This window comes from Maribacter flavus, assembly GCF_008386635.1.
Classification (GTDB): Bacteria; Bacteroidota; Bacteroidia; order Flavobacteriales; family Flavobacteriaceae; genus Maribacter; species Maribacter flavus.
The window spans coordinates 461,273-482,201 of record NZ_VUOE01000002.1 but is presented as its reverse complement, the minus strand read 5'-3'; the positions used below and the strand labels follow the sequence as shown (position 1 = coordinate 482,201).

The following is a 20,929-nucleotide window of genomic DNA, read 5'->3' as shown; positions in this document are numbered from 1 at the left end:
GTTTTTTTATTTGTACAAATTGTGCGAAGCATCTAATTTTGACTTATGCAGAACACTCTATTACACAAGGTCTATTCCACCGAGCTCTTTGAGGAAAACGGCCATAGGGCCATAGAAATGTTGACACAACATTTGGCCGATAAACTTCAGGAGAAAACGGGCAAGGCCATCCATTGGAACGACCCGGAAACCGAATTGGAATTTTGGAAGGATTTTTTGGAACATGGCAAACCTGAGGAGTTGTTCAAATCGATTACGGAACGTACCACCTACGTACACCATCCCCATTACATTGGGCATCAGGTGAGTCCGGCGGCACCTATAACGGCACTTACCGGCATGATCAGTTCCTTATTGAACAATGGGATGGCGGTCTACGAAATGGGTATGTCGCCCAGCGCCATTGAGCGCGTAGTAACCAATGTCCTATGCGAGAAAATTGGATGGAATGCGGATGCCCGGGGATTTCTGACCTCCGGCGGGACCTTAGCGAATCTCACGGCGCTTTTAACGGCGCGAAAAGCTATATTAAAAGAAGATGTTTGGAATGCAGGAACGAGCAGTGCCCTAGGTATTATGGTGAGCGAGGAAGCCCATTACTGTGTAGACCGGGCAGCCAGAATTATGGGACTTGGAGAGAAAGGAATCATTAAAATACCTTGTACGGAATCCTACCAGATGGACACATCTGTCTTGGAAGAAAAATATCAAGAAGCGAAAGTAAAGGGAATTACCATCTTTGCCATTGTGGGAAGTGCTCCTTCCACGGCAACGGGTATGTTCGATAATCTGGAAGCCATAGGTAGTTTTGCGGAACAAAAGGGACTATGGTTCCATGTGGACGGTGCCCATGGCGGTGCGGGTGTATTTTCCAAAAAATACAAATACACGTTAAAAGGTATAGAAAAAGCCGATTCCGTTGTCATAGACGGACATAAAATGATGATGCTGCCAACGATTACCACGGCCCTGCTACTTAAAAACGGTATGTATGCCAATGCAACGTTCAGCCAAAAAGCAGATTATTTACTGACCGATTCAGACCATGAGGATTGGTACAATTCCGGAAAAAGAACCTTCGAGTGCACCAAGACCATGATGAGCATCCATTGGTATACGATGCTCAAATTCTATGGTGAGGAAGTCTTTGAAGCCTATGTGACCCAATTATATGACATGGGTGCAGCCTTAGGGCAAATAATCGAAAAACATCCCAGTTTTGCATTGGCAGTTACGCCAATGTCCAATATTGTTTGCTTTCGATATACCCATGCAAACCTATCCCAGAATCAGTTAAACGAATTAAATGCCAAGGTACGTCAGCAACTTTTGGAAGACGGCGAGTTCTATATCGTTCAAACGAAGTTACGGGGCTGGCACTATTTGCGGGTCACCGTTATGAATCCCTTTACAACCAAGGTTCATTTTCAAAACCTTTTGGACAAAATCGTTCTATTGGCCCAAAATTTAGTTTCCTCTGAAACTACAATTTGTTAATGGACGCCAATACCTGCTCCTCGCTTTCCTGTCTGGAAAAGTTGATGGCACACTCTATCAATGCCAAATGCGAATAGGCCTGCGGAAAGTTTCCGAGCAATCTTTTGGTCTTAAAATCAATATCTTCGCTAAAGAGACCTAAATGATTGCTATAGGATAACAGCGTATCGAAATGTTTCATGGCCTTTTCCTTTTCCCCAATCTTGAACAGGCTGTTAATGAACCAAAAAGTACAAATGGTAAAGGAAGAGGAGGGCAAGCCAAAATCATCCTCGTTTTTATATCGGTATAAAAGACCATCGTTGCTCAATTCCCGTTCTATGGCATGAACGGTACTTACGAATTTAGGGTCTTTGGCATGGATAAACCCATAGGATTCCATAAGCAAGACCGATGCATCCATATCGGGAGAGCCATAGGATTGGGTAAAGGCATTCACCTCTGGATTCCATGCGTTGGCATGAATATCGTTTTTGATTTCCTGCTCCAATTGGGTCCACTTTTCTAATTTGTGGGTTTTTCGGAACAATCGGGCCACTTTAATGGCTCTATCAATGGCAACCCAGCACAAAACTTTTGAGAAGGTAAAGTGTCTATCTTCAGTCCTAAATTCCCATATACCCTTATCCGCCTCCTTCCAGTGGTGCGATACAATCCAAACGATGCCCTTTGTTATTCCCCATAAATCCTCTCCATTTTCAGTGTCATTACTGTATTTGGACAATTGTTCGTAAATAACATCCATTAGAATTCCATAGATATCATTTTGTCGTTGCTTGTAGGCCGCATTCCCAATTCGTACAGGTTTTGAGCCTTTGTAGCCGCTCAAATGGTCCAAGGTACGTTCCGTCAATTTTTTCTCCTTATTGATACCGTACATGATTTGGAGTTTCTCGTCCTTATCCGGAATAAGGTCCACTATAAACTGTAAATACCGTTTGGCAACGTTTCTATGGCCCAATTCGCCTATGACCTTGATGGCCATGGAAGCGTCCCGTATCCAGCAGAAGCGATAATCCCAATTTCGGACTTCCCCAATGGTTTCGGGCAAAGAAGTAGTCGCGGCGGCCAATACGGCGCCGGACTTGTCATAGGTCAACAATTTAAGTGTAATGGCACTCCTGCTTATTTGTGAATTATACTTTTTATAGTTTGGAGTCTTACTGCTCCAATTGAGCCAATATACTTTTGTTCTTTCAAGTTCAGTATACATTTTCCGTACGGAGGGCTGGAACAACTTCTCATTATAACCCAAAAGAAAATATCCATCTTCCGTAATCTCCAACTCTCTTCCTTCCACTACTGCATTTTTATTAAATGAGGTGTACAAGAAGCAAGTATCGAATTTCTCACCGTGGGTCAAGCTTACAATAAAGTTCTTCTTTACATATGTTTCAGTTTTTCCAAAGGCATATTCCAACCTTGGGTCGTATTTGACACTGAATTTTGGTTTTCCACTAATATGTTTTATGTACCTTATAACTTCCGGTGGTGAATTATAACCACCTTCGGCTTTTCTATAACGTGGCATGAAATCACGAATTTCAAATACGTCCTCCCCAGAAGTAAATTTGGTAATCAATACAGCCGTATGTTTTTTGTAACGTTGTTTAATCACATAGGAGTCATTGACCAAAACCTCAAAGCTACCCCCCTTTTCTTCGTCCAACAACTTTGCGAACAGCGATGAGGAATCAAATTCTGGAAGACAGCACCAATCTACGGAGCCTCTATTTGATACCAAGGCCGCACTTCTACAATTCCCTATTATTCCGTAATCCAAATTATTCATTCAATAAAAATCTTGATTCATTTGGGCATACAATTGCTATTGCCCTTCTTTTTCCCGAAATTGAGGGAAAATAAATTTATTTCAAAGCAAAAATTGCGATTTATGGCCAAAACTATCATAATCTCAAATAGACTCCCCGTACAATTACAAATCAGCAATGGAACTATTTCGGCAATACCCAGTGTTGGCGGACTGGCTACAGGAATGAAATCTGTCCATTCCGGTGGCGACAGCCTCTGGATTGGCTGGAGCGGTCTCACGGACGAAGAAACACCAGAGGAGCTAGAGTCGCAAATAGACAATGCCTTGGCGGAGCACGGTTCTTCCAAAGTGAAACTTACCCAAAAAGAGGTAGACGGATTTTATTATGGTTTTAGTAACCGAACCGTTTGGCCCCTGTTCCATTACTTTTTGGAGTATTCCGAGTTTGAATGGGAAAGTTGGGAAATTTACAAGAGCGTAAACCAAAAATTTGCAGATGCCATCTTGGACAAAGCCGATAATGATGACGTTATTTGGGTCCATGACTATCAATTAATGCTTGTGCCCCAAATGGTGCGTGAGAAACGGCCCAATGTCTCCATTGGTTTCTTTCTCCATATTCCCTTTCCATCTTTTGAAATATTCAGGACCTTGCCGTGGCGAAAAGAGATACTGTCCGGGCTTTTGGGCTCCGATCTCATAGGTTTTCACACTTATGATTATGAAAGGCACTTTTTAAGTTCGGTACGTAGGCTTTTGGGGCTTGAAGTGAGCTTCAATGATATTTATTTGGACGACAGGGTCATCAAGGTAGACTCCTTCCCCATGGGTATCGATTATAAGAAGTTTAATGAAGCGGCGATGGAGCATGCACAGCGCGATGAATCTCAAAAGTCTGAATTACAAAAAAGATTGGATACCCATAAGGAATCTACTCCCGATGCGAAGTTCTTCCTATCCATAGACCGTTTGGACTATACCAAGGGAATCGCGAAGCGGTTGAACGCCTTTGAATACTTCTTGAACAAATATCCGCAATACAAGGAGAAAGTTCGATTGATAATTTTGGCGGTACCCTCACGCTCCAATGTACCGCAATACCAACTATTGAAAAAAGAAATCGACGAATTGGTAGGTCGAATCAATGGGGAACTTTCCACCGTAAGCTGGACACCCATTTGGTATTTTTACAGATCGATGCCCTTTGATAACCTCATCGATTTGTACACAACGTGCGATATCGCCTGGCTTACCCCCATTAGAGATGGTATGAACCTTGTTGCCAAAGAATACATTGCCACAAGAACGGACAAGACCGGCGTGCTGATTTTGAGCGAAATGGCAGGTTCTGCAAATGAAATGAACGAATCCCTGTTGATAAACCCCAATAATTTTGAGCAAATTGCCGATACCTTGGATAGGGCCATCAACATGCCCCAGGAAGAGCAACAACAACGTAATTCCGTACTCCAAAAACGCTTGGAACGATATAATGTGGAGAAATGGGCGAACGATTTCATGAACTCATTGCTTAACCAAAAGGAAAAGGACCGTACGTATATTTCAAGAAGACTTTCGGTAGATCTAATGAATACGGTCATGAAGAAATATGTCTCGTCAAAAAAACGGCTCGTATTCCTCGACTATGACGGTACTTTGGCAGGCTTCCACAAAGATCCCCAAATGGCAAAGCCAGATGAGCAACTTTATAAATTGTTGGATGAAATTGCCGCCCAGGAAAATACGGACATGTATTTGATCAGCGGAAGGGACAAAGAGACCTTTACCAAGTGGTTCATGCACAAGGGATATAATATGATTGTGGAACACGGGGTGTGGATTTCCCAGAATGGGGAGGATTTTAGGATGCTTGAGAAAGTTAAAAAGGATTGGATGGAAAAAATACATCCAGTCTTGGATTCCTTTGTGGACAGAACACCCGGAAGTTTTATCGAGGAGAAAAACTACTCCCTGGCATGGCACTACAGAAAGACGGATCCCGATTTCGGACAGAAACGTGCCGTGGAACTGAATACGGTATTGACCAGTTTGATCGCCAATGATGACCTCAGCGTTTTGAATGGAAATAAGGTAATGGAAATCAAAAGCAGCAACGTGAATAAGGGAAGGGCCTCCATGCGGGTATTTTCTGAACATGATTACGATTTTGTGTTTGCTATTGGGGACGATTGGACCGATGAATTTATGTTCCAGGAATTGCCTGAAGATGCCATTACGGTTAAAGTTGGAAGGCAAAAGACCCATGCCAAATACTTTGTGGACAACACAAAAAATGTTAGGGATATTTTAGGCCGATTTGCCGACATGCATTAAATTGGAACTTTATGAAATACGAATGAGTCGGTTACCAATCATTTCGCTACTCGCTTTATTTTTTTGTTTACAATGCTATTCCCAGTCGAGCACGGAAGTATTTCTGGCCGATTTGGAATGGAATGAGGGAACGCTCAAAATTGGGGAACCTAAGAATATTTCCAACAATGAAGGCTACGACAATCAACCTTCCTTTTACGATGATGACAGAATTCTTTTTGCTTCCACACGAAACGGACAGACAGATATAGCCCTTTACAATATTGATTCGGATTCAAAATCGTGGATCAACGATACCCCAAATGGAGGTGAATATTCCCCTTTGAGGATACAGGGCACGGAGGATATTTCTGCAATACGATTGGACGATGACGGCTTACAAAGATTGTATAAGTATGACTTTGAGACTGGAAATCACAAAGAACTTATTGCCGATTTAAAAGTAGGGTATCACGTATGGTACAGCGACCATATCCTAGTATGTACGGTCTTGATTGAAAACCGTATGGATTTAGTCGTCGTAAACCTTCAGGATAATACCCGCTACACCCTACAAAAAAATGTGGGCAGGTCGCTGCACAGGATTCCCCAAACGGAGATGATCAGTTATATTTCAAAAGAAAACGACACGGCCATGGTAAAATCCATGCATCCCATTTCTGGGGCAACAAGGAATATTGTTGGCCTTTTTGGTTCTGTAGAAGACGTAGTTTGGACCGATAGCGGTATGGTATTGGCAGGCTTTAGGAATAGTCTGTTGGGATTTGATTATGCGAACGGACAAACTTGGAAACTTTTACATTCCTTTGAAGAAAAAGAAATTCCGTCCCTATCCCGACTCGCGATAAGTCCCAATGGAAAAAGGATGGCATTCGTAACCGAAGACCCAAAATACAAAATCGTTCAAAAACAGGTGGAATCTTATAATTCGGGAGATTTGGATACTTTTGTCAATTGTTATAGTGAAAACGTGTTAGTTCAAAATTTTCCGGCGGACACCCTTTATATCGGGCATCAAAAAATGCGGGAGAACTATCGGAACCTGTCCCCGGATAACAAAAAATATGATGTAGAAGTCGTAAACCGGATCACCTTGGGCAATTTTGTAATCGACCATGAAAAAGTTACGGGAGACGGAAGTATTTCTAAGCAAGTGGCCATATATGAAGTGTCCTACCGAATTTCGAGCATGACATTTATTTTTGAGAAAGGGTCGGAATCCAATCCCGAGAGTATCGTCCAGGACCAGTTGGATGCTTATAATAAAAGGGATATCGATGCATTTATGGCAACCTATACAGACACTGTTAAACTCTATAACTTCCCTAAAAACCTATCCACAGATGGACCTGAGGATATGCGAAAAAGCTACACCGAATTTTTTACATCCACCCCAGACCTGAAATGTGAAATCAAGAATAGAATTGTTATTGGCAACAAAGTGATAGACGAAGAGCAGGTAACGGCCAATGGCAATATGTTTTCCGCGGTAGCTATCTATGAAGTTGAAAATGGAAAAATAGCTAAAGTCACTTTCCTAAGGTAAATAAGGGGTTGAAACAAAAACCACACATTCTTCCAACGATTATAATTGCTCAGTTCGCATGTACATCACCATGGTTTGCAGGCAATACCATAGTGGATGAATTAATCCTAAAAACGGGCTTGGGCCACGAAATTATGGGTTGGGTGTTATCATCGGTCCAGTTGGGTTTTATTGTAGGGACGTTACTTTTCGCCCTGCTTATGATTGCCGATAGGTTCTCGCCTTCACGGGTGTTTATGGTCTGTGCCTTTTTGGCCGCGCTTTGTAATCTCTACTTAATAACGGACCAAATGACCAAGTGGAGCTTGCTCTTGGCCCGTTTCGGCACAGGATTTTTCTTGGCGGGCATTTACCCGGTTGGAATGAAGATTGCAGCGGACTACTATGAAAAAGGATTGGGAATGGCATTGGGTTTTTTGGTGGGTGCCCTTGTTCTGGGTACCGGATTTCCCTACCTAATAAACAGTACGGCATGGGGAAGTGATCCTTATAGAATTATAGTGGCGACCTCTACCTTCACTTGTTTGGGAGGGGCATTGATGTACTTTTTGGTTCCGGATGGACCTTTTCTGAAAAAAAGCTTAAAAGTCAATCTATATTCAGGTCCAAGGCTATTCAAAATCAATGCATTCCGTAAGGCGGCATTCGGATATTTTGGGCATATGTGGGAACTCTATGCCTTTTGGGCCTTCACTCCATTGGCTATTTCATTTTACAATACGCTTCACGGAAGGGAAATTTTAGTGCCTTTATGGACAGGTATCATCATCGGCATCGGTAGTATTTCATGTGGTTTAGGAGGTATAATATCCAAAAAAACAGGAAGTAGAAAAGTGGCTATAACAGCACTAATCATATCCGGAATATGCTGTTTAATATCACCTATCCTGTTCGTGCTACCTCTTGTTCTATTTTTAATGGTTTGGTCCTTATGGGGTTTTGCAGTGACTGCAGATTCACCCCAATTATCCAAATTAGTAGCAGCATCTGCCTCGGCCGATATAAAAGGTACGGCTCTTACCGTGGCCACTTGCATAGGTTTTGGCATTACCATCGTTAGCATTCAACTGCTTAGCTATTTACAGGACAGTATCGGCATCAACTATTTGTTTCTGGTATTGGCCATAGGTCCGGCGCTAGGAGTTTGGCATCTTTTAAAACTTAAAAATGTTTAATTTTTAATACTTTTAAGGACACTTCAAATGAAACCAAAAATGAAAAAATTGCTAATTCTAGGTCTTTTGACAATTTCGCTAACTTTATCGGCCCAGACGGACCAACGAATTTATGATATCATCGATGCAGTCTCTGCAGAACGTATAGAAAACGATGTTACCAAACTGGCCAATTTTGGCACTCGGCATACCCTGAGCGATACCGTTTCCCAAACCCGTGGTATTGGGGCCGCGAGGCGGTGGATCAAATCGGAATTTGAAAAAACTTCCCAGGCCTGTAATGGCTGTTTGAATGTCTTTTACCAGAAGGATTTAGTCAAAAAAGGGGCCAATCAACGTATTGTCCATGATGTGGAGGTAGTTAATGTCCTGGCCATTCAAAAAGGCACCAAATATCCCAACAGATATATCATTATGAGCGGGGATATCGATTCGCGCGTAAGCGACCCAACCAATTTTACGGACGATTCCCCCGGGGCCAACGACAATGCCAGTGGTATGGCCGGAACCTTGGAAGCTGCGCGGGTACTTTCTAAGTACACCTTTGAAAATAGCATCATCTACATGGGGCTTTCCGGGGAGGAACAGGGGTTGTTCGGTGGTGGCGGTGTGGCCCAATATGCCAAGGACCAAGGCTGGGAGATTATCGGGATTTTTAATAATGATATGATCGGTAACATCAAAGGGGTAGATGGCATTGTCAGCAATACCGATTTCCGAATCTTTTCCGAACCTGTTCCTCCCAATGAAACCGAGGAACAAAGACGCGCCAGAAGATTCTACGGAGGGGAAGTAGATGGTATCTCGAGACAATTGGCACGCTACGTACACAAAACCGTAAAAACCTACATGCCAGAAATGAATCCAATGATGATCTATCGTTTGGACCGTTTCGGGCGGGGTGGGCATCATAGGCCCTTTAATGACGCCGGTTTTGCAGGAATCCGGATTATGGAGGCGCATGAAAACTACACCCAACAACATCAGGATATTCGGGTAGAGGACGGCATCGCCTATGGGGATGTATTGGAACACGTGAATTTCGAGTACGCGGCCAAACTCACCGCGGTAAACGCAATCAATTTGGCTTCCCTGGCATGGGCACCACCGGCCCCTAAAGAAGTTAAGATTGGGGGGATCGTAGAACCATCGGCGAAATTTCAATGGAGCAAGGTGGATGGGGCCAAAGGGTATAAAATTTATTGGAGGGATACCACTTCCCCTACTTGGGATAATAGCCGATACGTAGGGGATGTCACGGAGTTCACCCTAGAAGGCATCGTCATAGATAATTACTTTTTTGGCGTTTCAGCTGTGGGTGCAAACGGATTTGAAAGTCCGGTCGTGTTTCCCAATGGAATTTTTAGGTAATTTTCAAACCTGTCTGGTTTTAAAAACCTGACAGGTCTACTCAAAAAGCATATTTACTAGATATGAAATGAGCTATAACAAGTCTTGATACCTATTGAGCTGGTTACTGGCGAATCGCATCTGACCTATTAAAAGCAATAAAAATAAACAGATGAAAAACATAGTGATTTATGTTGCCTTCTTGACTTACAGTCTTGGCATCTCCCAAACCTTTACGGAACAGGATACCCTTAGAGGCAGCATTACCCCGGAAAGGGCCTGGTGGGACCTTACTTACTATCATTTGGATATTTCCGTAGATCCCGATAAAAAATTTATTTCCGGTACGAATACCATCCGCTATAAGGTGCTCGATAAAAATCAAGTGCTACAAGTAGATCTCCAGCCACCTTTGGTTATCGAAAAAATTACACAAGATGGAAAAAACCTGTCTTTCGAAAGCAATGGAAATGCCCATTTTGTTACACTCGGGAAAACTCAAAATGTGGAAGAATTTAACGAAATTGTAGTGCATTATTCCGGGCATCCCAAAGAAGCGGTGCGCGCCCCTTGGGACGGTGGCTTTTCATGGAAAAAAGATGATAATGGGAAGGATTTTGTGGCCACCTCCTGTCAGGGTCTGGGCGCCAGTGTCTGGTGGCCCAATAAGGACCATATGTACGACGAGGTAGACAGTATGTTGATCAGCGTACAGGCCCCTAAAGGGCTCATGAACGTTTCCAATGGTCGGTTACGAAAAGTGGACGAAGAAACCAATACCTATCATTGGTTCGTATCCAGCCCCATTAACAATTATGGGGTCAATGTGAACATTGGGGATTACGTGCATTTTGGGGAAACCTATGATGGTGAAAAGGGCATGCTGGACATGGATTACTACGTTTTACGGGACAATCTGGAAAAAGCCAAGGAGCAGTTCAAACAGGCCCCCAAAATGATGGAAGCCTTTGAGCATTGGTTCGGCCCCTATCCTTTTTACGAGGACTCCTTTAAACTCGTGGAAGTCCCTTATTTGGGTATGGAACACCAAAGTTCCGTTACCTATGGCAATCAGTATGGGAATGGCTATTTAGGTCGAGATCTTTCAGGCACCGGATGGGGATTAAAGTTCGATTATATCATCATCCATGAGGCCGGACATGAATGGTTCGCCAATAATATTACCTACAAGGATATTGCCGATATGTGGGTACACGAAGGATTTACGATGTATTCCGAAAGCCTTTTCATTGAATATTATTATGGTAAAGAAGCGGCAGCGGAATATTTACTGGGCATACGAAAGAATATCCGAAACGACCGACCTTTAATTGGGCCCTACAACGTTAATAAAGCCGGGTCTGGCGATATGTACAACAAGGGAGCCAACATCCTACATACGTTCAGGCAAATCATGGACGATGATGAAAAGTGGCGGGCCACCCTACGCGGACTTAATGAGGAATTCTATCATCAAACGGTAACAACCAAACAGATTGAAAAGTATCTGGATGATCAAGTCGAAGGTGATTTTGAACCATTCTTTGAACAGTATCTCAGAACGGCCAATATCCCTGTTTTTGAATATGAAATCCAGAACGGCAAGCTAAAATACCGATTTACCAATGTCATCGATGGGTTTAAAATGCCCTTAAAGGTTGAGATGGCCGGAAAGACCGTTTGGATTACCCCTACCACAGCGTGGCAGTCAAAATCACTTAAAGGGAAAGATATACAAGTGGACCCAAACTTCTACGTGAACGTTAAAAAAGTATAAATAAAAGGCCTAAGATTATTTCAGGGGTAGCTGACAAATATCATATTCCCCAAACTGACAATATCCTTAAATTGCCCGTCGTTAGAGGAAATAGCAAATCATTGTTTTAAATACCTATTGATCAAAATGAATAGCATCCCTGAAAAAATATCGATACTTCTTGAAAAAAATCCCATCGATTGGCAAAACGTTTTGGAAGAGACGATCAGCCATTTTGATTGTTCCACCGGAACGTTGCACTTTTTAAGGCAGAACACTTCTATTTTGGAATTACAGGCTCAAAAAGGCATTCCCGATTTTTTGATGCCGAAGGTGTCCGAAATTCCCATAGGCAAAGGTATGGCGGGTATCGCTGCGGAACGTATGAAGCCCGTAGAGATGTGCAATCTACAGACCGATGCATCCGGCGTTGCGAGACCGGCAGCCAAGGAAACCAAAGTAGAGGGTTCCCTTGCGGCCCCATTGATACATAATGGAAAATTGTATGGTACCATCGGCATTGCCAAACCTGTTTCCTATGATTTTACCGAGGAAGAGATTTCATCCTTAATGGACATTGGTAATCTCATTTGTCAAAAAATAAACTAAAGCTTCCAGAATCCTTTTAGCGACCATAAAATAAAAAAGCCCGCTTGTTAGCGGGCTTTTTAATATCCTACAAGATTCTTTTACCTGAACATGGCTCCCGTCAAGGCGACCATGGATAGTTCCTTGCCTTCTTCGGCCTTGTAGGTCACGTAATAAGGTCCATTGCCGGAAACGGTTCCGGTAATTGGAACGCTCACCTGTGTACCCTGACCTCCAGTCTGTGCCGGCATGGTTCCCTCTCCAATAACGGGTCCGTTTGGTGTGTTCTCGTGGATTTGGAAACTAAAACTCAAATTTGGAGGGCTTTGCCAGGCAGCATTAAGCACCAAGGCATTGACTCCTTTGAGCGAAGTATCTTTTAACTCCAACCATCCGGACGCACTGTTCAACAACATCAAATCCATACCACCAAATTTCATGGCCTGCATATTGCTTGTTTTCAAATCTTCCGTCAGTAATATGGTGCTACTGGGAATGGCCACCGCCTTGGAGCCGGTTAATGGAATGGTTCCTTCGGCGCCACCATCGGTATAACTGGCCGTCAAGACCAACATATTTCCGGGCGCTGAGGCTTCTGCCGTAATGGTACCATTTGTAGGCAATGATTTTTCTTCCTCTTTGTCCCCTGCCAAAGAAAGGATGTATAGTCCGATCTGTCTTGTTTCGTCTGAGGTAATATTTGGATGTGCGGGCATGGTTACTTCGCCCCATACACCGCTACCTCCGGTTTTGATCCTAGACTGTAAATATTCCAAGGCATCCCTTCTATCCTTATATTTTTGGGCAACATCCATATAATTGGGTCCTATGGATGCTTCGGCTTCTTTATGGCACGTCTTGCAATCCATGGATTGTGCCAGAGCCTTCCCGGTTACCGCTGCAGATACCTGCTGATGACCAAGATTCATGGCTACCCTGTCCATTCCCTCCAAATAATCGACGCTCACGAAAATATTGCCCTGATCAATGGGGCTACCGTCCGGATCGCTAACGTTTACTTCATAATCGATTTTCTGACCAGGAAGATAAAAGGCAGGGGTCCCACCTTTTAAATTGATGGTAATTTCAGGTCTTGAATTTCCGGCAACTATATTGGTGCTTGAACTTATGGTAGCTTCACCCTTTTCGTCGGTCACCGTAACGTTCAAATTATACGATCCTGCATCTGCATAGGAATAACTTACCGTAGGTTCCGTAGTTTTCTTGGTTTCTCCGTTACCGAAATCCCAAGTGTAGGAAACACCATCATTCTCTCGGTCATGGGCCTCCACTGTTGCGGTGATAGCCAAAGGTGTCTGACCCGATGTGGTCTCCACAATCATATTATCGATTACAGGAGGCCTGTTTCCACCATTGTATTCAATATAGGCCAATCCAGAATTGGCATTTTGGGAGAACCAACCACTACCATATTCCAAGAGATATACCCTTCCATTGGGTCCCATCTCCATATCGATAAGATTGTTCAGTTTTACCTCAGGGGCAAAAGGTTCCATTCGGTTAAAACTTCCATCCTCCTTCAAATGAACGGCAAACATCCAACCACGCATCCAGTCATAGATCAATACCTTACCGTCATAATAGCTAGGTAATTTGTCGTCCCCGGGATACAAATCTGAATAATAGGTAGGTCCCGCCATGGCATTTCTACCTCCAGTTCCCGTCTGTGGGAAATCACTGGATTCAACGTAGGGATAGTACACGTAGGCCGGCGTTGCGGGTGGCAACTCAGTCAAACCCGTATTGTTCCTAGAGGTATTCATTGGTTTTTCAGGGTCAAATGCTTCTCCTGACTCCCCAGTTTCATAATTGTATTCATGGTAGGCATAATTGTCACCAATGAACATTGGCCATCCAAAGTTTCCTGGTTTGCGTGCCTGGTTCATTTCATCATAGCCCCTAGGACCTCTGGTTTCCAAACTATCGGCGCGGGCATCTGGGCCAACGTCGCCCCAATAAACATACCCTCTTTTTACATCGACTGAAATTCTATAAGGGTTTCTGTGTCCCATGGTATAAATTTCTGGTCGGGTTTTTTCAGTACCTACAGGGAACAAATTTCCTTCTGGAATATCATAGCTTCCATCCTCGTTCACCTTGATTCTCAAAATTTTACCCCTAAGATCGTTTGTGTTTCCTGAACTCCTTCTAGCATCGAACTGCTCATGGCCGGGCGTGTCGTTCAAGGGTGCAAAACCATTGTTTACATATTTTTCCCCTCTTTCATTAAACGGCGTAGAGTTGTCTCCAGTTGATAGATATAAGAGATTATCCGGTCCAAAGGCAATGGAACCACCAGTGTGACAGCAAATTTCCCGTTGGGAATCCACTTCCAAAATAATCTGCTCCGAAGCTAGGTCGAAATTTCCATCCATATATTTGAATCGGGATAAACGATTCACCCATTTGTCGCCCGTTGGAGCGTAGTACAAATAAATCCAATGGTTGTTGGCATAATCAGGATCTTTTTGCAATCCCATTAACCCTTCTTCGGCATTCACGCCAGGCGTTTCCAATGTTTTAAAATATACATCCAACTTGGCAACTTCCTTGAGTTCCTGAGTCTCATTATTGAACAATACTACCTCTCCCCTACGTTGTGCGATTAAAACGTCATTGTTAGGTAAGACAGCCATTTCGGTGGGTTCAAAAAACTGTCCTTCGGAAAGAACCACTTTGGAGAAACGGTCATTGTCCGGAGGTATTTGGGTGGTAACCTTGGAATAGTCCAATAGTTCGTTGTCCCCAATAGCGTATTTGATTCCTCCCAATACATGCTTCAAGAATAGATCTTCAGAATAGCTTTCGTCCGTATGTCCGCCTCCGGTATAAAAGGCACGGCCACCGTCAAAATCATGGTACCAGGCAATGGGATGAAAATCACCGTTGGCACCACCTTCATACGTGGATTCATCCAAGGTCATCAAGACGTTCACATCCGGATTTATCTTTTTATAATTGTACAATTCGTCGTCCCTGTTCCAAACACTGTCCGTAAAAAATTCCGTAGCAATGAAATTCTTGTCCTTTATTATGAAGTCCGCGTTTGGCGTACCCCTGGGATGACTTAAAAACTGGGCTCCGGCCAAATCGTTGTACCAGCCCCAATCATATTCCGTATCGGCAGCGGCATGTATTCCCACGTACCCTCCACCTGCTTGAATGTAGCGTTCAAAGGCAGCTTCCTGAAATTGGTCCAAGACATTTCCTGTGGTACTCAAGAAAACAACGGCCGAATAATTCTGCAGATTTTCATCCGTGAACATTTCGGCATTTTTGGTGGTATCCACTACAAAGCCGTTCTCCTGACCAAGTTTTTGTAAGGCGGCGATGCCCGCAGGAATAGATGCGTGTTTAAACGCTGCTGTTTTAGAGAAAACCAAGACCTTGGGTTCCCCGTCACGTTTATTGCCACCACATGAGACAATAATAAGCGCAAAGCCCAAGAGCAGCGCATTGAAAACTTTTTTCATACGTAAATTTTGATGTTTGTCGGTTTAATATAGCTTCAAAAATAGAATTAGATAGCATAGAAACCAATTGTTTGTCAGCTAAAATTGTATTTTACGTAGAATTTAACACGGAAAAAAGCCGATATGCCAAAAATACCGGAACTCTATTTTAAAAATGATACGGAATTTAGGGAATGGCTACATAGTAACCATACCCATTATGAGGGTATCCATTTGATCTTTTACAAAGTAGAACACGAGAACGACAGTATGCGCTGGGAAGAGGCCGTTAAAGTAGCCTTGTGCTATGGATGGATAGATAGTACGGTAAAAAGTCTGGGCAACGGCAAACGCAAACAATATTTTTGCCCAAGGAAACCGAAAAGCGTTTGGAGCAAAGTGAACAAGGACTATATCAACGATTTAAAGTCTAATGGGCTTATGCACGAAGCCGGCCTGGAGGCAGTAAAAATAGCCAAGGAGAACGGCTCTTGGTCTTCTTTGGACGACGTGGAGGCCGGAATCCTACCCGATGATTTACAGGCAGCATTCGAAGCTAACGAAAAGGCTTTCGAAAATTTTCAAAACTTCACCAGGGGACAACGCAAGAGTTATCTTTATTGGCTAAACCAGGCCAAAAGGGAAGAAACAAGACAAAAGCGCATCAGCGAAATAATACAGCATTGCCACGAAAATATTAAATATAGAAACGGAGATGGAAGGTAAAACCATCTCCTTTTGTCATATAAGCACTTGTATTACCAATGGAACTGAATAAAGCCCTATTTTTGCCTAGTAGTTGTTTGGTATGACAAGCTAGCGTGTTCCCGTTATTGTAATTTCAAGCAATTATCAGTAAAATGTCCAAATTACCCGAAGAATACCGTTTTTTCGATCTATCGGATTACGGAAGATCAGTCGCCTTTCAACTGGTCCAAGCGATAAAGACAACCTCCCTCACCCCTATCCATATCACGGTTGCATTCTTTGTAAGTGGTTTAACCGCAATAGTACTCCTGCTCAATGAATATTATGGATTGGCGTTGCTATTTTTGATTTTAAAATCAATTTTAGATGCCGCCGATGGAGAATTGGCGAGGGCCAAAAATACACCATCACATACGGGAAGATATTTAGATTCAATATCCGATATTAGCTTAAACCTAATGCTGTTCTTGGCTATCTGGTACATTACCGACGGTTCATTACTACTTACGGTAATATCTTTTATGTGTCTACAGTTACAGGGCACCCTCTACAATTATTACTATGTCATTTTACGGAACAGGCATAATGGGGATACCACGAGTCGGGTTTTTGAAAACAAAAGTCCCAATGCGCTTAAAGGGGAGAGACAGAAAACGGTAAACTCTATGTTCAAGATATATTCTTTGTGCTATGGTACTTTTGATTCCATCATTTACAGATTGGATAAAAATGCCGCCAAAGGCAAAGTCTTTCCAAATTGGTTTATGACGGCAGTTTCCTCTTTTGGGTTGGGCTTTCAATTATTGCTTATTGGTCTTATGTTTACGTTGGGCTGGCAGCAGTATATCATTCCCTTTTTCATAGGCTATTCCATCATGATATTTATATTTATCATGATCAGGCAAGTACTGAATCGCTAATTCTTTTTACCTTCCGTTTTCATTTTATTTTATATCTGATGAGATACAGTTTATTATTACTAGGTATCGGAATGGTGTTTTTGCTGTTGATAAACTGTGAAGCAGAAAAAAGGGTTTCCTATGATACCCTTTTAAAGGGTGGGAATATCCTTAACCTGGAAGATGGCTCAGTCGTTGTTGGTGATATTTATATTTCAGATGGGCGCATTGCCAAAGTAGCGTATGATGAAATCTATGAAAACTCTACTGCGAAAAATGTGGTAGACGCCACAGGAAAATTCATTCTACCGGGTTTTTGGGACAACCACGTACATTTTCGTGGGGGCGACTCCCTAATTGAGGCCAACAAACGTTTTTTAGGACTCTTCATCGCCAATGGAATCACCACGGTGCGAGATGCTGGCGGCGATCTGACCACGGCCGTCATGCAATGGAAAATGGCTATTGAAAATGATGGTATGATTGGACCGACCATTTTTACCTCGGGACCAAAAATAGACGGTCCCGGGGCCACTTGGGCAGGTTCCCTCGAAGTTGAAAATCAAGAGGATATCAACAAGGCCTTGGATTCGCTGCAAGCCATCCCAACGGATTTTGTCAAAATCTATGACAGTAAGATTTCTGGAGAAAACTACCTCAATACGATTCGGGCTGCGGAAAAAAGAGGATTGATTACCTCGGGGCACATGCCCTTTACCGCTACGTTGGAATCCACCATAGATGCAGGAATCGACGCCGTGGAACATCTCTACTACATCATGAAAGGTTGCTCCACGGAGGAGGCCGCCATTACCCAACAACTTCAAGACGAAAAGATAGGTTTTTGGGATGCCATGCCCATACTGCAATCTACTTACAATGACTCAGTGGCCAAGCAAACATTTGAGCACCTAAAACAAAAAAATGTGTTTGTGGTGCCAACACTTCATATTGGACATACCCTGAGTTACTTGGACGAGGTGGACCATAGTGAGGACGCATATTTGAAATATATGTCCCCCGGAATTCAAAAAACTTATGAAGGGCGTATCCAAAGGGCGCAAAATGCATCGGAAAAGGCGATACAGGACAGAAAGGAACTGGACACCTTTTTCAAAAAATTGGCATTGACCCTAAACCAAAACGACGTTTCCTTACTGGCGGGTTCAGACAGTGGGGCCTTTAATAGCTATACCTATCCCGGAATATCCCTCCACAAGGAAATGGAAGCCATGGTAGACGCGGGAATATCTCCATTGGATGCCCTAAAGGCTTCGGCCTATAATGGGGCCAAATTTCTAAAGAAGGAATCCGACTACGGCAGTTTGAAAACCGGAAAACAGGCGGATATTGTCATCCTCAATCAAAATCCCTTGGAAAACATCCAAAATACCCAGGATATTTTTATGGTGCTAAAGAATGGAAACAGCTATAGCCAAGAAGATTTAAACAAATTACTACAATGAAACATCCATGTCAGAATTTCGGACATATATCGAAATGATTATATGGATGTTACATGTAACCGTTGAAAAACAATAAAATAAACACATGAAATTTAGTATCGATTTAAACTTAGGGAGACTTACACTGGTGGCCCTGTTGGTATATCTAGGCATATCGGTCCAAATACAGGCTCAGACCCTATTGAAACCGGACCGTGTATTTGATGGAACCGAAATTCATGAAAATTGGGTGGTATTGGTGGAAGGTAATAAAATAACGTACGTCGGTAATCTTGAAGGACGTACATTCCCGAAAGCAACAACGGAAATGGACCTACCCGGCACCACCTTGATGCCAGGTATCATCGAGGGACATTCCCACTTGTTGTTACATCCATACAACGAAACCGACTGGAACGACCAGGTATTAAAGGAATCGCCCGTGGAGAGGGCCATCCGCGGCACCGTACATGCCAAAAACTCCCTGATGGCAGGAATAACTACCATGCGCGATCTGGGCGCCGAGGGTGCCGGGTATACGGATGTCTATTTGAAAAAGACCATTGAGCAAGGCATCATCCCCGGACCCCGATTATTGGTCGCAGGTCCTGCAATTGTCGCCACGGGTGCCTATGGTCCAAAAGGTTTTCACGATGGGGTCACCGTTCCCTTGGGAGCGGAAACCGTAAGCGGAAAAGAAGAAGCCATACGGACCGTACGCACACAGATGGGGAATGGGGCCGACCTGATTAAAATCTATGCCGATTACCGCTGGACGCCCGGAGCGGATTCCCAACCTACCTTTTTACAGAAAGAAATCGATGCCATGGTAGAAACCGCCAAAAGTGCGGGAAAATATGTGGTAGCCCATGCTAGCACGCCCGAAGGTATGAAAAGGGCCATTTTGGGAGGCGTGGAAACCATTGAGCATGGAGACGGCGGCACACTTGAAATTTTCAACATGATGAAGGAAAAAGGTATCGGCTTGTGCCCTACTCTTGCTGCGGGGGATGCCATTACCCAATATCAAGGGTGGAAAAAGGGAACTGATCCAGAACCACAACGCATTACCAACAAGAAAAAATCATTTAAGCTAGCCCTTGAATCGGGCGTACAGATCGTTTTTGGTGGGGATGTGGGTGTGTTTACCCATGGGGAAAATTACAGGGAAATGGAGTTGATGGTAGCGTATGGCATGAAACCCTTGGACGTATTGATTTCGGCTACAAGCGGAAACGCCAAAATGTTCCATCTAGACCAATTGGGAAACCTAACGGAAGGCTTTTTAGCCGATATCATCGCGGTCAAAGGAAATCCTTTAAAAGACATTAAAGCGATGCGCGAACCTGTATTTGTGATGAAGGACGGGTACGTTTTTTTGAATGCAGAGTGAAGAGTGAAGAGTGCAGAATTAAGAGTGAAGAGTGAAAATTGAAAAACTAAAAGTGAATAGCTGTTAGTTTCTGGCTTTTAGCGTTTAGCGTTTAGCGGAAAATGAAAAATGAAAAGTTAGATCTAAGACGTTAGATTTGAGAAGTTAGACTTAAAAACAACTAATTCACTGTCTCACTAATTCACTAACTCACTAACTCCCTAGAAATCTAACAACCAACCTCCCATGCCCATCAAAAAAACTAAAAAACCATGGCCCACAAAAGCCGTGATGGAGCAGATTTACGAGCAAAACCTTTGGGGCGGGAATCCTGGCGAATTTTACAGTGGTGATGGGTCGCACGAACCAGCAATGGTGGAACCGTATCTGAAAGCGGTTACCCATTTTTTAGGTTCCTTCCATCCCCCATTAACGGTTTGCGATTTGGGATGTGGGGATTTTACTATTGGTAAACGACTTGTACCGTACTCCCGGGAATATATTGCCGTAGATATTGTGGAGGACCTCATCGGATGGCATAAAAAGAACAATGCATTGGAGCATGTGAGCTTTCACTGTTTGGACATTGCCAAGGATAACCTTCCCAAAGCCGACTGCATCATCCTTCGGCAGGTTTTGCAACACCTTTCCAATGAGGAAATAAAGGCGATAGTCAAAAAACTATCAAACTACACGTACGTACTAGTAACGGAACACCTACCCGAAGGTGACTTTGAACCCAACATTGATATAATCTCCGGACAGAGCATCCGACTCAAAAAGCAGAGCGGTGTGGATTTGTTGGCACCACCCTTTCTATTAAAGGTTAAGGAAGTGAATGAATTGGTGTCGATACCCGAAATAAGCGGAAAAGGGGTTATTAAAACATACTTGTATGAACTCGCTTGAGTGTGCGAAAAGTGCACAAAACTATTTTAAGAACCCACCCGAACGTACAGTTAGGTACAGGCGGGGTCAGTGGCTTGTGAAACGGTTACCGTTGTTGGTAAAC

The 20,929-nt window shown here is 43.3% G+C and carries 14 protein-coding genes; 12 read left to right on the top strand and 2 right to left on the bottom strand.

What is annotated here, in order from left to right; all coding sequences use genetic code 11:
• Window positions 1–45: 45 nt before the first annotated feature.
• The gene (locus tag F0361_RS12385) at window positions 46–1,497 is read left to right on the top strand and encodes a pyridoxal phosphate-dependent decarboxylase family protein (RefSeq protein ID WP_154918905.1); all 1,452 of its coding nucleotides are present in this window, start codon (window positions 46–48) and stop codon (window positions 1,495–1,497) included.
• Here F0361_RS12385 and F0361_RS12380 read toward each other — a convergent pair.
• A complete protein-coding gene (locus F0361_RS12380; RefSeq protein ID WP_154918904.1) occupies window positions 1,484–3,289 on the bottom strand; it encodes a glycoside hydrolase family 15 protein in 1,806 nt (601 codons plus the stop codon). The two genes, F0361_RS12385 and F0361_RS12380, sit on opposite strands and share 14 nt — an antisense overlap.
• Before the next feature lie 102 nt (window positions 3,290–3,391).
• Here F0361_RS12380 and F0361_RS12375 point away from each other — a divergent pair, with 102 nt between their 5' ends.
• The 6 genes from F0361_RS12375 (at window position 3,392) to F0361_RS12350 (ending at window position 12,041) form a co-directional block, all read left to right on the top strand.
• Window positions 3,392–5,605 carry a bifunctional alpha,alpha-trehalose-phosphate synthase (UDP-forming)/trehalose-phosphatase gene (locus F0361_RS12375; RefSeq protein WP_154918903.1) on the top strand — a complete coding sequence of 738 codons (2,214 nt, stop codon included), beginning with the start codon at window positions 3,392–3,394 and terminating at the stop codon, window positions 5,603–5,605.
• 22 nt (window positions 5,606–5,627) lie between these two features.
• Window positions 5,628–7,151 (top strand): nuclear transport factor 2 family protein, encoded by a 1,524-nt coding sequence (locus F0361_RS12370; RefSeq protein ID WP_154918902.1) that lies wholly within the window; start codon window positions 5,628–5,630, stop codon window positions 7,149–7,151.
• Window positions 7,152–7,159: 8 nt separating this feature from the next.
• Window positions 7,160–8,326, top strand: a complete 1,167-nt coding sequence (locus tag F0361_RS12365) for an MFS transporter (protein WP_154918901.1) — start codon at window positions 7,160–7,162, stop codon at window positions 8,324–8,326.
• Between the two features lie 39 nt (window positions 8,327–8,365).
• Window positions 8,366–9,697, top strand: a complete 1,332-nt coding sequence (locus F0361_RS12360) for a M28 family peptidase (protein WP_154918900.1) — start codon at window positions 8,366–8,368, stop codon at window positions 9,695–9,697.
• A 151-nt stretch (window positions 9,698–9,848) separates the two neighbouring features.
• On the top strand, window positions 9,849–11,453 hold the full coding sequence (locus F0361_RS12355) for a M1 family metallopeptidase (protein ID WP_154918899.1): 1,605 nt from the start codon (window positions 9,849–9,851) through the stop codon (window positions 11,451–11,453).
• 126 nt (window positions 11,454–11,579) lie between these two features.
• Entirely contained in the window at window positions 11,580–12,041 is a 462-nt protein-coding gene (locus F0361_RS12350; RefSeq protein WP_154918898.1) for a GAF domain-containing protein, read from the top strand.
• Window positions 12,042–12,121: 80 nt separating this feature from the next.
• On the opposite strand, the gene F0361_RS12345 is transcribed toward F0361_RS12350, so the two are convergent.
• A complete protein-coding gene (locus F0361_RS12345) occupies window positions 12,122–15,514 on the bottom strand; it encodes a ThuA domain-containing protein (RefSeq protein WP_154918897.1) in 3,393 nt (1,130 codons plus the stop codon).
• Window positions 15,515–15,637: 123 nt separating this feature from the next.
• Here F0361_RS12345 and F0361_RS12340 point away from each other — a divergent pair, with 123 nt between their 5' ends.
• The 5 genes from F0361_RS12340 (at window position 15,638) to F0361_RS12320 (ending at window position 20,826) form a co-directional block, all read left to right on the top strand.
• Entirely contained in the window at window positions 15,638–16,219 is a 582-nt protein-coding gene (locus F0361_RS12340) for a YdeI/OmpD-associated family protein (RefSeq protein ID WP_154918896.1), read from the top strand.
• A 134-nt stretch (window positions 16,220–16,353) separates the two neighbouring features.
• Complete coding sequence (locus F0361_RS12335) at window positions 16,354–17,121, top strand: CDP-alcohol phosphatidyltransferase family protein (RefSeq protein WP_154918895.1); 768 nt, start codon at window positions 16,354–16,356, stop codon at window positions 17,119–17,121.
• Window positions 17,122–17,159: 38 nt separating this feature from the next.
• Window positions 17,160–18,566: an amidohydrolase family protein gene (locus F0361_RS12330; protein WP_154918894.1), complete on the top strand. Its 1,407-nt coding sequence runs from the start codon at window positions 17,160–17,162 to the stop codon at window positions 18,564–18,566.
• Window positions 18,567–18,651: 85 nt separating this feature from the next.
• A complete protein-coding gene (locus tag F0361_RS12325) occupies window positions 18,652–19,938 on the top strand; it encodes a metal-dependent hydrolase family protein (protein ID WP_154918893.1) in 1,287 nt (428 codons plus the stop codon).
• A gap of 225 nt (window positions 19,939–20,163) precedes the next feature.
• A complete protein-coding gene (locus tag F0361_RS12320; RefSeq protein ID WP_154918892.1) occupies window positions 20,164–20,826 on the top strand; it encodes a class I SAM-dependent methyltransferase in 663 nt (220 codons plus the stop codon).
• The last annotated feature ends 103 nt before the right edge of the window (window positions 20,827–20,929 follow it).

Bases quoted from the DNA above. Each gene is read 5' to 3' on its own strand.
- F0361_RS12345 (WP_154918897.1), bottom strand. From the start codon at position 15,514: ATGAAAAAAGTTTTCAATGCGCTGCTCTTGGGCTTTGCGCTTATTATT.
- F0361_RS12385 (WP_154918905.1), top strand. From the start codon at position 46: ATGCAGAACACTCTATTACACAAGGTCTATTCCACCGAGCTCTTTGAG.
- F0361_RS12350 (WP_154918898.1), top strand. From the start codon at position 11,580: ATGAATAGCATCCCTGAAAAAATATCGATACTTCTTGAAAAAAATCCC.
- F0361_RS12335 (WP_154918895.1), top strand. From the start codon at position 16,354: ATGTCCAAATTACCCGAAGAATACCGTTTTTTCGATCTATCGGATTAC.
- F0361_RS12370 (WP_154918902.1), top strand. From the start codon at position 5,628: ATGAGTCGGTTACCAATCATTTCGCTACTCGCTTTATTTTTTTGTTTA.
- F0361_RS12360 (WP_154918900.1), top strand. From the start codon at position 8,366: ATGAAAAAATTGCTAATTCTAGGTCTTTTGACAATTTCGCTAACTTTA.
- F0361_RS12340 (WP_154918896.1), top strand. From the start codon at position 15,638: ATGCCAAAAATACCGGAACTCTATTTTAAAAATGATACGGAATTTAGG.
- F0361_RS12375 (WP_154918903.1), top strand. From the start codon at position 3,392: ATGGCCAAAACTATCATAATCTCAAATAGACTCCCCGTACAATTACAA.
- F0361_RS12380 (WP_154918904.1), bottom strand. From the start codon at position 3,289: ATGAATAATTTGGATTACGGAATAATAGGGAATTGTAGAAGTGCGGCC.
- F0361_RS12320 (WP_154918892.1), top strand. From the start codon at position 20,164: ATGCCCATCAAAAAAACTAAAAAACCATGGCCCACAAAAGCCGTGATG.
- F0361_RS12325 (WP_154918893.1), top strand. From the start codon at position 18,652: ATGAAATTTAGTATCGATTTAAACTTAGGGAGACTTACACTGGTGGCC.
- F0361_RS12330 (WP_154918894.1), top strand. From the start codon at position 17,160: ATGAGATACAGTTTATTATTACTAGGTATCGGAATGGTGTTTTTGCTG.
- F0361_RS12355 (WP_154918899.1), top strand. From the start codon at position 9,849: ATGAAAAACATAGTGATTTATGTTGCCTTCTTGACTTACAGTCTTGGC.